The sequence below is a fragment of the Sphingomonas carotinifaciens genome, from assembly GCF_009789535.1.
In the GTDB taxonomy this organism is placed as follows: Bacteria; Pseudomonadota; Alphaproteobacteria; order Sphingomonadales; family Sphingomonadaceae; genus Sphingomonas; species Sphingomonas carotinifaciens.
The window spans coordinates 2,733,577-2,747,712 of sequence record NZ_WSUT01000005.1; the positions used below are offsets into that span (position 1 = coordinate 2,733,577).

General features: G+C 72.7%; 3 protein-coding genes. All 3 read right to left on the minus strand.

All coding sequences use genetic code 11. The annotated features are described in order from the left end of the window. Positions 1-9 precede the first annotated feature (9 nt). Positions 10-10,167: an Ig-like domain-containing protein gene (locus GQR91_RS14770; protein WP_164727761.1), complete on the minus strand. Its 10,158-nt coding sequence runs from the start codon at positions 10,165-10,167 to the stop codon at positions 10-12. Between the two features lie 263 nt (positions 10,168-10,430). Continuing rightward, positions 10,431-12,158, minus strand: coding sequence for a carboxypeptidase regulatory-like domain-containing protein (locus tag GQR91_RS14775; protein ID WP_149683233.1), 1,728 nt, complete (start codon positions 12,156-12,158; stop codon positions 10,431-10,433). After that, positions 12,155-14,092, minus strand: coding sequence for a DUF4175 family protein (locus GQR91_RS14780; RefSeq protein WP_149683234.1), 1,938 nt, complete (start codon positions 14,090-14,092; stop codon positions 12,155-12,157). Before GQR91_RS14780 ends, GQR91_RS14775 begins: the two co-directional genes overlap by 4 nt. Between the last annotated feature and the right edge of the window lie 44 nt (positions 14,093-14,136).

A 14,136-nucleotide genomic window follows, 5' to 3' on the forward strand; every position in this document is an offset into this window, starting at 1 on the left:
CCAAGGCGCTTACACAACGACGGTGACGGTGTTCTGTTCGACATGCAGTGTCGTGCCGTTGAAGCTGTAGACGTCGTACACCGTCCCCTGGATCGTCACGTCGGTGCCCGTATCCGTCGCCCCGCGCACCACCAGCCGATCCTCGGCATCGCCGGTGATCTGCAGGGTGTTGCCGGTGCTGGTCACCGCGTTCACCTCGGCCGCGGTCAGCGTCAGCACGCTGGATCCGTCGCCGTGGCCCAGGTCGATCCGCTCGATATTGGCGATCGTGCCCGACGTTCCTGGCCCATAGTCCAGGTCGATGCCATTGCTCAGCAACAGCGTGTCGAACCCGGCCCCCCCATCCACCGAGCGGAAGTTGGTAGCGGTGAGCTGGATCGAATCGTCACCCGCCCCGGCGAACACCGCATCGCCGCTGTGAACGCCCAGGATCAGGTCCGCCCCGGCACCACCGTAGAAGACCTCGCTGGTGCCCGTCACGCCGGTCAGCACGTCGGACCCGTCCGTCCCGTTTACCGAGATCTCACCCAGGCTAAGCAGCGATCCGTTGCCCAGCAGCGACACGCCGTAGCGCGCACTGTCGTTGCCGAACTGATCGGTGGCGATGATGTTGACCGACAGGCCGGCACCCAGGTTCAGCAATCCGAAGACGCTCAGCCCCAATTGCCCCAGCAGGTTCAGGTCGAGCAGGTTCAACCCGAAATTGCCGTTCGCATCGACCGGCGGCGCCAGCCGCACCGTCGCCGCCGGCGTCACCACCTCCAGCCGGACGGTCGTCCCCGGCTCGGTCTGCGCGACCAGGCCGATGGACAGCGGGATCAGCGACGTGTTCAGGCGGATGCCACTCACCGTCAGCAGGTCGCCGGTCAGCGCGTCTTCCAGCCCCAGTGCGGCGACGTTGCTGACATTGCCCGCCCGGTCGGTGGCGCGTGCACTGACCGACGCGTCCAGCAAATCCGCCAGCGACAGGCCGACGTTCAGGCCGCCGATCAGGTCCAGCGACCCCAGGCCGCGATTGTCGAGCTGCACCGTTGCGGTCGCCGTCGTGCCCAGCGCAGACACGTCGACGGTCACGATCGAATTGGGCTCGCCCGATACGCTCAGCAGGTTGCCGACCAGCGACAGCACCGGCGTCTGCGGCGCGATCGTGTCGATCACGAACGTCGCCGGTGGCGACACCAGCCCACCGTCGATCTGCGCGGTGACCTGCGCCGGGCCGTCCGCTGCGTTGCCGATCACCGGCACCGTCACGCCCACCGATCGTGCCGCCACGTCCGCGGCGGTCAGCGTCGCGGTCGTCTGTACGACATAGCCGTTCTGCGAGGTCAGGGTGACCAGCACCGTGTCACCCGCGGTCGCGCCGGGGGTCAGCCCCACCGCCACCTGGATGCCGCCGCCGCTGCGCGCTTCGACATTGTTGACGAAGCCGTCGGCCGCCTCGATCACGCTCACCACCGGCACGCCCAGATCGGGCGCGATGACGGTTGCGGGGTTGCCGACATTCTGCGCGGCATCGATCGCCACCACGCTCACCAACTGACCGTCGACCAGCGGCACCGGCAGCGTCACGCTGAACGTGCCGTCTGCCGCCACCGGGGCGATGATCGGCATGGTCGATCCGCGCACGGTCACCTGCACTTGTGCACCCGGCTCGGCGAGGCCGGTCAGCACGGTACCGCCTGCCGAAATCGCCAGCCCGGTCGGGACTGCCGGCGCCACGCTGTCGACCAGCGCGGTGGCGACGGGGCCGATATTGCCCGCCGCATCCTGCGCCTGTGCGGTGACCGCGACGCCATTGGCCAGTGCGGTGCCCGGCACGAACCGCCAGTTGCCGGCGCCGTCGGCCACGACGGTGGCAAGGGGCGCACCGCCCGCCGTCAGCGTCACCGTCGATCCCGCCTCGGCGGTCCCGATCAAGGCCGTGCCGTTGCTCGGCCGGATCGTCGGCACGCCGGGCGGCAGGGCATCGATCGTCACGCTCGCCGCCGCGCCGGTATTGCCGGCCGCATCGGTCGCGGTGACGGACACCACCGCACCGTTCGCCGGCGCCGTACCCGGCGTGAACTGCCAGCGACCATCGGCTCCGGCGGTCGTGGTGCCCAGCGGCACACCACCCACGGTCAGCGTCACCAGCGCCCCCGCCTCGGTCGTGCCGGACAGGATGGTGCCATTGCTCGGGGCGATGTCCGGCACGGCCGGCGCCAGTGCATCGACGATGCCCAGGCCCGTACCGCTCGGCGTGTTGGCCGCATTAGTGGCCACCGCGCTCAGCGAGGTGCCATCGGGCAGCGGCGTGCCGTTGGGCAGCGTCCACACGCCCGTAGCATCGGTCTGCACCGTGCCCAGCACGGTCCCGTTCGCGCTTACCGTCACCAGCGTGCCAGCGTCGGCGGTGCCGGTGATGGTCACGCCATTGGTCGGCGCGATCGTCGGCGTCGCCGGCAACGATGCGTCGATCGTCACGCTGCCGGGGCCGCTGACATTGCCCGCCGCATCGGTCGCGGTCACCGCGACCGCCAGGCCGTTGCCGATCGGCGTCGTCGGCCGCGCGCTGTAGGCGCCATTGGCATCGGCGACCGCCGTCGCCACCGGCACACCGCCCAGCGTGATGGTGACGGTGGCACCCGCCTCCGCGATGCCGGACACCACGGTGCCGTTGCTCGGATTGACGCTCGGCGCTGACGGCGCGGCGGCATCGATCACGCCGGTCGCGATACCGCTGACATTGCCGACCGCGTCACGCGCGCTTGCTTCGATCGTGGTCAGGTCGGCCAGCGACGTGGTCGCGGTCAGCGTCCAGCGGCCATCCGCGCCCACCGTCGCCGTACCGACCGGCACGCCACCGGCGGTGACGGTCACGATCGATCCGATCTCGCCGCTGCCACGGATGGTGGTCGCGTTGCTCGGATCGATGGTCGGCGTCGCCGGCGGCAGGGCATCGACCAGCACGCCCGCCGGCCCGCTGACATTGCCCGCCGCATCGGTCGCGCGGGCCACCACCACCGTGCCATCGGCCAGCGGCTGGGCTGGCGTCACCGTCCAGCGGCCATCGATGCCCGCCGTCACCGGCGTGCCGATCGGCTGTCCTTGCGCATCGGTCAGCGACACCAGCGCACCCACCTCTGCCGTTCCGGTCACGCTGACGCCGTTGGTCGCTGCAATGATCGGCGCGTCGGGTGCGATCTGATCGACCACGCCCAGGCCGGCATCACTGACATTGCCCGCGATATCCCGCGCCGTCGCGCTCAGCGTCGTGCCATTGGCCAGTGTCGCGGCCGGCGCCAGGGCCCATGATCCGTCCGCCTGCACAGTCGCGGTGCCGACCGGCGTACCGCTGCCGTCCACGACGGTGACCACCGTACCCGGCTCGCCACGTCCCGTCACGATCGTGCCGCGCGTCGGGTCGATCACCGGTGCCGGCGGCGCCACGGCGTCGATCGTCACGCTGGCGACGTCGCTGGTGTTGCCAGCGGCATCGATCGCCACCGCGCGCACCACCTGCCCGTCGGGAAGCGGCGTTGCCGGCGTCGACGTCCAGTTGCCGTTGCCGTCCACCGTCACCCGGTCGATCAGCGCACCGTTCGCGTCGCGCAATTCCACCGTCGCGCCGGCCTCTGCCGTGCCGGTGATCGCCACGCCGCGGCTCGGATCGATATCGGGTAGCGGCGGCGCCACCGCATCCACCACCGAACGCGCCGGCCCGCTGGCATTGCCCGCCGCATCGCTGGCGACGGCATTGACCACCGTGCCATCGACCAGCGGCGTGGTGGGCCGGAACGACCAGCTTCCGTCCGCCCCCACGACCGTGGTTCCGATCGGGGCCCCGCCCTGCTCGCTCAGCGTGATCGTCGCGCCCAGTTCGCCCGTACCGGTCAGCAGCGTGCCGTTGCCCGCCACCACCGTGGGCACGTTCGGTGCGACCGCGTCGACCGTCACCGTCGCCGCCCCGCTGCTATTGCCGGCCGCGTCGACCGCGACCGCGCGCACCTGGGTGCCGTCCGCCAGCGCCGGGATCGGGCCGAACTGCCAGTTGCCGTCGGCATCGACGGTCGCTGTTCCGATCGCGCCGCCCGCGCCATCGGTCAGGACGACGCTCGACAGCGGCTCGGCGGTGCCCGTCAGGATCGCGCCGTTGCTCGGGTTCACCGCCGGCACCGCAGGGGCGATGGCATCCACCGTCACGCCCGCCGGGCCGCTGGTGTTGCCCGCCGCGTCGCTGACGGTCGCCACGATGCCCGTGCCATCGGGTAGCGGCGCGCCCGGCGTCACCACCCAGCGCCCGTCGGCGCCCACCACAGCGCTGCCGATCGGGTTACCCGCGGCATCGGTCACCGCGACCGTCGCGCCGACCTCGGCGCTGCCGGCGATCGTCTGTCCGTTGGAGGGATCGATCACCGGCGCGGCCGGCGCGACCGCGTCGATGACGATGGTGGTCGGTGTGCTGACATTGCCCGCCGCGTCGCGCGCCGTGACCGACAGCGCGGTGCCGTCGCCCGGGACCACCCCCGGCGTCACCGCCCAGGCGCCGCCGGCATCGGCGACCGTGGTCGCGATGACGCCGTTCGCGTCGCTGATCGTGATCGTCGCGCCCGCCTCGGCCGTGCCTGCCAGCACGCTGCCGTTGCTGGGGGCGACCACCGGCGCATCGGGCGCCACCGAGTCGACGATGGTCACGCCTGCGACGCTGGGATTGCCCGCCGCATCGGTCGACACCGCCGCCAGCGGCGTACCGTTGGCCAGCGTCGTGCCCGGCGTGATGCTCCACCGGCCATCGGCGCCCACCACGACACTGCCGATCACCGCACCGGTGGCGCCGTCGGTCAGCACCAGCGTGGTGCCGGCCTCCGCAGTGCCGGTGACGATCGCACCCGCGCTCGGGTCGATCACCGGCGTGACCGGCACGGTCGCATCGACGATGCCCTGCCCGGCCGCGCTGACATTGCCCGCGGCATCGGTGGCGGTCGCACTCAGCACCGTGCCGTCCGCCACCGGCGTACCCGGCACGATCCGCCAGCGGCCATCGGCGCCGGCCTGCACCGTGCCGATCGTGGCACCCGCCGCACTCAGCACCGTGACCAGCGATCCCGGCTCGGCGGTGCCGGTCAGCACCGCACCCGTGCTCGGCGCGATCACCGGGGCACCCGGCGCCACCGCGTCCACCACCGTCGACGCTGGCGCGCTCGCATTGCCCGCCGCATCGATCGCCACCGCGCTCACCGCCGTGCCGTCCGCCACCGCCGCGCCCGCGCTCAACACCCAGCGACCATCCGCACCCGCAGTCACCGTGCCCAGCACCGCGCCGCCCGCCGCGGTCACCGTCACGCTGGCCCCCGCCTCGGTCACCCCGGCAAAGGTCACGCCCGCACTCGGCGCGATCGTCACGCCCGGCGCCACCGCGTCGACCGTCGCGGCCGCCGGCGTGCTGCGATTGCCCGCCGCATCGATCGCCACCGCGCGCACCACCGTGCCATCGCCCAGCGTCGCTGCCACCGACCACGACCCATCGGCCGCCGCCACCGTCTGCCCGATCACCGCGCCACCCGCGCTCACCACCACCGTGGCGCCCGCCTCGGCCGTTCCCGCGACTCCCGCTGCATTGCTCTGGGCGATCACCGCCGCGCCCGGTGCCACCGCATCGATCACCGCCGTCGCCGGCGCGCTCGCATTGCCGGACGCATCGGTCGCCACCGCATTCACCACCGCGCCGTCACCCAGCGGCACCCCCGGCGCGATCTGCCACCGGCCATCGGCCTGCACCACCGCGCTGCCCAGCACCGTGCCGGCCGCATCGGTCAGCGTCACCCGCGCACCCGCCTCGGCACTGCCGGTCACGACCACACCGTTGCCGGCATCGATCACCGGCACGCCCGGCGCCACGGCATCCACCGTCACGCTGCCCGGCGCACTGGCATTGCCCGCAGCATCCGTCGCCACCACGACAACGGCCGCGCCATCCGCCAGCGGCGCCGCCAGCGTCACGCTGAAGGCTCCCGTGCCATCCGCCACGCCGGTGCCGATCTCGACACCGGCCGCGTCACGCACGCTGATCGCCGCGCCCGCCTCGGCCAGCCCGGCCACCGCCGTGCCGTCGCTCGGCGCCAGCACCGGCGCACCCGGCGCCACCGCGTCCACCGTCGCCCGGCCGATGCCGCTGACGCTGCCCACGCCGTTCGTCGCCACCGCGCTGAGGCCCGTGCCGTCGCCCAGCGGTGCCGCCGGCGTCACGCTCCACGTGCCGCTGGCATCCACCACCGCGCTGCCGATCGTCGCGCCCGCCGCATCGGTCACCGTCACCGTGGTGCCCGCATCCGCCGTACCGGCGATCACCGTGCCGTTCGTCGGCGCGATCACCGGCGTGGAGGGCAGGCTGGCGTCGATCACCAGCGTGGCCGGCTGGCTGGCATTGCCCGCCGCATCGGTGGCGACCACGGTCACCACCGCGTCGTCCGCGACCGGGGGCGTCACCACCAGCTGGAAATTGCCATCGTCATCGGTTGTGACTTGGCCCAGCGCCACCCCGCCGGCGCTCAGCGTCACGCTGCTGCCCGGCTCGGCGGTACCGCTCAGCACGGCGCCGTTGCTCGGCTCCAGTACCGGCACCGCCGGCGGCACCGCATCCACCGTCACCACCGCGGCCGGCCCGGCATTGCCCGCGGCATCGGTCGCCACGACCGTCAGCACCGCGCCGTCGCCGATCGGCGCGGCCGGCGTGATCGCGAAGCTGCCATCGGCGCCCGCCACCACCTGGCCCAGCGAAGCGCCCGTGCCATCGGTCACGCTGACCGTGGCACCCGCCTCCGCGGTGCCGGTGATCGCCGTGCCGTTCGTCGGGTCGAGCACCGGCGCGACCGGGGCCGCCGCATCGACGCGCACCGCGCTTGCCGGCCCGGCATTGCCGGCCGCATCGCTGGCCGCGACCAGCACGATCGTCCCATCGGCCAGCGGCACGGTCGGCGTGACGGCAAAGCCGCCATCCGCACCCGCCGTTCCCGTTCCGATCACCGTCCCGTCACGCGTAGTCAGCGTCACCGTGGCTCCCGGCTCGGCGGTACCGGACACGACGGTGCCGTTGCTCGGCACCGTCACCGGTGCACCCGGCGCGACCGCATCCACCGTCCCCGTGCCGGCGTCGCTGACATTGCCCGCCGCGTCGCGGGCCTCGACCCGCACCGTTGTCCCATCGGCCAGCGGGGCCGCCGGCACCACCGACCATTGCCCGTCCGCCCCGACCACGTCGCTGCCGATCACCGTGCCGTCCGGCCCGGTCGCCACCACCGTGCTGCCGATCTCGGCCGTGCCGGTCAGCACCGTGCCGTTGCTGGGCGCGATCACCGGTACCGCCGGCGCCGCCGCATCCACCGTCACGCCGGCCGGCGCGCTGACATTGCCAGAGGCATCGCGCGCCACCACGCTGACCGCCACGCCGTCGCCGACCGGCGCCGCCGGGGTCAGCGCCCAGGCGCCATCCGCGCCGGCCGTCGTCGTGCCGATCACCGTGCCGGCGGCATCGCTCAGCGTGATCGTCGCCCCCGCCTCGGCCGTGCCCGTAAAGGCCGTGCCGTCGCTCACCGCCACCGTCGGCACATCGGGCGCCACCGCGTCGACGACCACCGCCGCCGCCGGCCCGCGCTCGCCCTGCCCGTTGGTGGCATAGGCGCGTACCACCGTGCCATCCGCCAGCGGCGTTGTCGGCGTCAGGCTCCACGTGCCGTCGGCGCGCACCGGCGCGGTGCCGATCGTCGCGCCCGTCTCGTCCACCAGGATCAGGATCGCATAGCCCGGCTGCGACGTGCCCGTCACCACCGTGCCGTTGGTCGGATCGATCGTCGGTGCCGGCGGGATCGCGATGGTATCGGGCGCGGTGACGGTTGCCGGCACGCTGCTGTTGCCCGCCGCGTCGGTCACCACCACGCTCACCACCTGCGCATCGAGCAGCGCCGGCGACAGCGGCACGGTGAAGCTGCCGTCATCCGCCGCAACGGCGGTCCGATCGGTGACGCCGTCGCCATCGATGTCGATCCCGACGGTCGCACCCGCCTCGGCCACGCCCGAAAGGCTCGCCCCGTCCGCCGCGATCACCAGTCCGGACGCCGCCGCCGGGGCAGTCGTGTCGGCCGCGACCACCGTGGCCGGCGCGCCGAGATTGCCCGCGGCATCGGTCACCGTCACCGTCACCGTCTCGCCATTGGTCAGCGCCGGCACCAGTGCGATCACGAACGTCCCGTCCGCACCGACCGTGCCCGTCGCATCCGCGACCCCGTCGCCATTGGTGTCGACCGACACCGCGGCGCCCGCCTCGGCAGAGCCGGAGATGCTGGCACCACCCTCGGCGATCACCAGCCCGGTCGCCGCCGCCGGCGCGGTCGTGTCGGCCGCGACCACCGTGGCCGGCGCGCCGACATTGCCCGCGGCATCGGTCACCGTCACCGTCACCGTCTCACCATTGGTCAACGCCGGCACCAGTGCGATCACGAAGGTCCCATCCGCACCGACCGTGCCCGTCGCATCCGCAACCCCGTCGCCATTGGTGTCGACCGACACCGCGGCGCCCGCCTCGGCAGAGCCGGAGATGCTGGCACCACCCTCGGCGATCACCAGCCCGGTCACCGCCGCCGGTGCGGTCGTATCGGACGCGACCACCGTGGCCGGGGCGCCTACATTGCCGGCGGCATCGGTTACCGTCACCGTCACCGTCTCACCATTGGTCAACGCCGGCACCAGTGCGATCACGAACGTCCCGTCCGCACCGGCCGTACCCGTCGCATCCGCAACCCCGTCGCCATTGGTATCGACCGACACCGCGGCGCCCGCCTCGGCAGAGCCGGAGATGCTGGCACCCCCCTCGGCGATCACCAGCCCGGTCACCGCCGCCGGCGCGGTCGTGTCGACCGCCACCACCGTGGCCGGCGCGCCGACATTGCCAGCGGCATCGGTCACCGTCACCGTGACCGTCTCGCCATTGGTCAGCGCCGGCACCAGCGGGATCACGAACGTGCCGTCCGGTCCGGCCGTGCCGGTCGCGTCCGCAACGCCGTCACCATTGGTGTCGACCGACACGATGGCATCCGGCTCCGCCTGGCCCGACACGCTCCTTCCGCCGTCCGCGATCACCAGCCCGGTCGCCGGCTCGGGAGCGGTCACGTCGGGCGCGGCGACCATCACCGGCGGCGCGATATTGCCGGCCGGATCCTGCACCGTGACCATCACCATCTCGCCATTGGTCAGCGGCGTCGGCAGGTCGATGATGAAGCGGCCATCGGCCCCCGCGACCCCAGTGATGTCGGGAATGCCGTCGCCATCGATGTCGATCTGCACCGTCGCGCCCGGCTCCGTGGTCCCGGTCACCGTCGTGCCGTCCGGCGACAGCGTCACCCCCTGGGCAGAGGCGGGCGGCGTCGTATCGGGCGAGGCGACCGTTGCCGCCGGACCGACATTGCCCGCCGTGTCGCGCACCGTCACGCTGACCGTCCGCCCGTCGGCCACCGCCGGCGACAGGGTGGCGGTAAAGCGGCCATCGGCCCCCGCCGTCACGGTGAAATCCGCCGTGCCATCGGCATTGACGTCGATCAGCACCGTCGCGCCCGCCTCGGCCTGCCCGGTCAACTGCGTACCGGCCGCGTTGAAGCTCAACCCCGTCGCGGCGGTCGGCGGCGTCGTGTCGGCGACCGGCGGGGGCGGCGTGCTGCCGCCACGATCGTCGTCATCCCCGCCGCTGCTCAGCGCGGCGATGCCGCCGCCGGCCAGCGCCAATCCACCCAATATGCCCGCGATCCCCAGGCCACCGCCGCCCCCGGTCGCCGCTGCGCCCGCCGCACCCAGGCTGGCAAAATCCGCGGCCACGCCCTGCGGGACATAGGCCGCCGCCACCGTGCCGTCCGCCGCCGCGGGGGACAGTTCGGCCAGCACCAGCTCCTGCTCTCCGTCCAGCAGATACAGGTGGCTCGGCTTGTCCGCTGCGGCGTAGAAGTTGACGACGCGCACCGTCTGCCCGTCCTTCAGCGTCAGCACCAGGTCGGCGCCATCGCGCGTCAGGCTGGCGACATCCTGCGCATTCACCGCCAGCGCGACATTGTCGCCCGGCTGAACGGTGACGGATCCGGTGACGGTCTGCTCCGCCCCGGTGGAAACGGGCGTGTTGGCGGGCGTGATCTTGGCCTGGATGCTCATGGAAATCCTCCTCTTCGGCTCCCCCCGAAAGGTGGTGGGCGATACGCGCCCGGCATCGTCACACGGCGCGGTGGCGCCGATGCGAAAACGCCGGACATGTCGCGGATCGCGTCATCCTCATCCCCTTCGAAACGCGGGCACTTTCACCCGCGTCAGGCACCCAGAACGCCGCCTCAATAGTTAACGCTGCGTTAAAAGGGGACGAATTTCGACTATCAAAACCGTTTTGAAACAACACGTTGTGGTGGTTATTTGGACGCTGCTCAGTGTTGCTTGCGGCGGCGTTCGAACCACCATGTGCCGGCCGCTGCGATCATCCACGCCGCCAGCCAGAACCATCGGCTTTGCCAGATATGCGACGGCGTTGCTTGCGAAAGCGCGGAGTCGCCGCGAACGAGCCGCAGTGTCGCGTCCCGCCGCTCGCGCGCCTGCATCGCCGGATCGGCATCGGCGGCACCGACATGCACCGGCCGTTCGCCCAGCCGGTACCAGCCCGCCACCCGCGGCCAGAAGGCGGCACAGCCCCGTTCCGGTTGCAATTTCAGGGCCCGTGCCCTTGGCGTAATCAAACGGTCGCCTGCCTTCACCCCGCATGCCACGGCCCGCACCCCTGCGCGTGGCCGGTCCGATATGCTCGGCGGCGCCCCGTCGCCCGGCCGTGCCACCGCCGACAGCAGCGCACTCCACCACTCGGCATAACGATCGCCATGCCCGCTGGTCGTCAGCGCGAAACTGTCCTGCACCAGGGTCAGCGCGACCCGTCCCTGTCCGGCCGGTCGCCATGCGGACAGCATCGCGCCACCCTTGTCGCGCATGATCGCCGCACCCGTCACGCCGTATCCCGTGCGCGTCAGTTCGGGTACCGCCGCGCGATCACCGGCAAAGGCCAGCGGCACGTCGGCGCTTCCCGGTCCCCGCCGCGCCGCCAGCGCGGCATCGTCGGGCGCCGCCGGCGGCAGGGAAACGACATGGTCCGCGCCGTCGCCTTGCAATCCGAACCCGAACGTCCGCCAATCCTGTCGCACTGCCGGCGGCAACGGCCCGGTCGCGCGCAGCACCAGTCCCATGCCGCCACGCAGCGCCGCGCGCACCACGCGGCGTCCATCGCTGCCCAGCATGGTCCAGACGCGGTCGTCCAGCACGAGGATATCGGTCCGGGCCAGCGCGCCCGGCTCGACCCGCACCGCACCGCCGAGCGTAGCGCCGCCGCCAACCGCCGCCCGCACCTCCACCGCCAGCCCGGCATCCGTCGCCCAGCGCCGCAATGCCTTGATTTCAGGCCCAGGTGCGCCGCTCAGGATCAACAGCCGTACCACGGCCGGCGCACGCGTCCACAGCGGCACCGTCACCGTGTCGATGGTGCCCAGTTTGACGGTGAACAGCACCGCCCCGGCCGTCCGCGCCGTACCCGACAGCACCGCCTCGCCACGCGCGTCCGGCGTCTGCCGGTCCACCACCCGCCCCGCCGGATCGATCAGCCGAACCTCCACCCCCGCCGGCGCCTCGGCCCGCACCGCGATCTCGAACCGGTCCCCCGCCGTCACCCACGCCGGCGCCCCCACCCTCACGATCCCCCGCGCCAACCGCGGCGGATCGAACTGTACCGCCACCCCGTCCAACGCCTCCCGGTCGCGCGGCTCCAGCCCACTGCCGATGATCCGCACGCTGCGCACGTCCCCTGCCCGCCGCAGCGCCGTCGCCAGATCGGGCGCCCGCTTCGCTCCCTCGGCCGCTCCCGCCTCCGGCAGCGCCACCACGCCTGCGCCCGCCACCGCGCCCCGCGTCGCCACCACGACCTGCCGCGCCCCGCCGCCCCCGACCGGCGGCTGCAAGCCGAGGTATAACAGGATCGCCAGCACCGGCTGCGCGGCAATCAGGATGGCCAGCCGCGTCTTCGATGCCTTGGCCGCCCCGGCCCGCTGCCAGGTCCACAACCGCACCCAGGCCACGACCACCCCGACCGCCAGCACGGCCGCCAGCGCGACGCTCATCGCAGCGCCTCCAGATACCGCCGCCCCATCGCGTCGCCCCGCGCCCGCCGCACCACCCCCGCCGCCGGTCGCGCCATCACCTTCCACAACTCCGCCCGCAACCGCGCCCGACACGCCGCGCAGCCCGGCTCCACCCGCACCCCGTCGATCGCCGCCGCCAGCGCCAGCGGATCGCCGATCCGCGCCGCATTCGCCGCCACCCACCGCTGCAGGGCCGGCAGATCGACCGCGCGCCCGTCCTCCAATCTGCGCCACGCCGCGCCCGGCACCGGATCCGCCGCACGCGCCGCCAGATCAGGCAGGCCGCGCCCCCCAATCCCCTCCCGCTTGCCCGTCAGCCGCCGGCTTTCGTCCACCGGCGGCAATTGCGGCCCGGTGCGCGCCAGAAAGATGCGGGTCGCCTGCTGGACCTGCTTGATGAAGCGCAAGGCGCGGTACGCATGGGGCAGCGCCCGCTTCGGCTCGCCCAGGCGCAGGGCGGCTTCGGATTGCCACATGGCATCCAGCGCCTGCCGCAGGATCGCGCGCGTATCGGGGTCCAGCAGGGTCGCCGCTTCCGGCTCGTCATGCGTGTGCCCGACCTCTGCCGTGATGTCGCCCAGCGTGCCGAAGACGGACGGCGCCGCCTCCCGGTGCCCATGTTCCGCCTCATCCCCATGCGTGCCTTCCTCGGCATCGTTGGTGGGCATCGCCGCGGACGCTCCCCCGCCACTATCCTCCCCCATAAACTGCCCATACCGCATCCGCAGCAACCGCTGATCGTCGCCGATCGCGTTCGACCGGGCGCCGAAGCGATCCGCGGCCAGCCGCGGCCGCGATGCGAGCAGGGCCTCGGCGTCGATGATCACCTGACGCTGGCTGCGGAAATAGGCGGGCAGCGCCTGTCGCGTCATCGCCTCCAGACCGCTGTCCGCCGGGCGCGGCGGCGGACGCCGCAGGATCACGCTCGGCCCCTGCACGCGTTGTCCCTTCGCATCCCGGACCGTCAGTTGCGCCACCAGATCGCCCGGCTCGGAGAAGCCGACCGCCCCCAGATCGATATTCGTCCCGAACCGCATCCGCCGCCCGCCGCCGGTCCCCCGCACCGTCAGGCTGCGTTCGCGGAAGGTGACATTCTCCCCCTCACCCTGCGCCAGGACCAGCCTCAGCGTCGCCCCGGGCATCACCCCGTAATCGTCCACCGCCTCGAACATCACCCGCCACGCACGCTGCCCCCCCGCCGCCATCGTCAACGTCGCGCCCGGCACCAGCGCGCGCACCTCGGGCGGCCTGTCCGCGATCACCTCGATCCGGTGCAGCGGCGGTACTCCCCTGCCCCCTTCCGGCCGCACCCGGTACAGCAACGACCGCGTCACCCGCCGTGACGCACGCCACACCCCCGCCCCCGGCTCCAGCCCGATCCGCCCACCCTCCAGCAACCCCAGCCCCGCCCCCGCAGGCTGCGGCGCAAACCGCAACGTCCACACCAGTCGGCTACCCTCGGGCACGCGCGCATCCAACGTGCCGAGCGTCTGCGTCGGTGCACCGGTATAAGCTGGCGGCTGAACTATCAGAGCTTGCCCGACCAGCCGCGGCACGCCTGGTGACGCGGCGAGCCCTTCATCCGCTGGCGCCAGCATCGGCACCTTGCTGTCAGGCCAAGCCAGAACGATCGTCGCAAGTGCCACTGCGATGATCCCGCCAGTCGCCAACTTGCGCGCAGGCCAGGCTTCGACCAGTTTGCGAGGCGGAATGGCCTCGACACGCACCGCGATCCTGCCCGCCTGCACGCGCTGAAGCGGGCTAAAGCCTTCAGCATCGGCGAACACCAGATCCGTCGAATCCTCCAGCTCGGGATGGGTGCGATCCAACGTCGCCACGAGCCAATCCTCGTCAAGGCGCCGCGCTTCGCGAAGTGCAGCCGCCACGATCATCACGCCAGTGAAAACCAGCAAGCCCAACGCCAGCCACATGCCGCCGGCTCGCCAGCCAAGAAGCG

What these genes read in the sequence shown, in the direction of transcription:
- GQR91_RS14770 (WP_164727761.1), bottom strand. Translation starts at nt 10,167, where the DNA reads ATGAGCATCCAGGCCAAGATCACGCCCGCCAACACGCCCGTTTCCACC.
- GQR91_RS14775 (WP_149683233.1), bottom strand. Translation starts at nt 12,158, where the DNA reads ATGAGCGTCGCGCTGGCGGCCGTGCTGGCGGTCGGGGTGGTCGTGGCC.